Annotated in this window: 1 protein-coding gene; it reads right to left on the bottom strand. The window is 56.8% G+C overall.

The features are described 5' to 3' along the window. Positions 1-12 precede the first annotated feature (12 nt). The coding region (locus AC0L3P_RS40305; RefSeq protein ID WP_473309499.1) for a transposase at positions 13-273 on the bottom strand (261 nt) is incomplete at its 5' end.

Raw genomic sequence — 273 nt, 5'->3', positions numbered from 1 at the left:
TAGGGTCCAGACTCAATTGAGCCAATATGAGACGATAGCGGCGAGATGAACAGCGGCCAAGAAATTCCGGGCGAGCTTGTCATATCGGGTGGCGATGCGCCGGAAGTCCTTGAGCCTGCAAAAGCAGCGCTCGATGACATTTCGGCCTTTGTAGGCGCGTTTGTTGAAGCGATGGATGACGACGCGGTTGGATTTGTTGGGAATGACGGGCTTGGCGCCGCGACGCACGATTTCGCCGCGAAGGTTGTCGCCGTCATATGCTTTGTCGGCGAG

This window comes from Bradyrhizobium sp. WSM4874 (genome assembly GCF_055811835.1).
The sequence above is the reverse complement of the archived record's forward strand: the minus strand, read 5'-3'. Positions and strand labels throughout refer to the sequence as shown.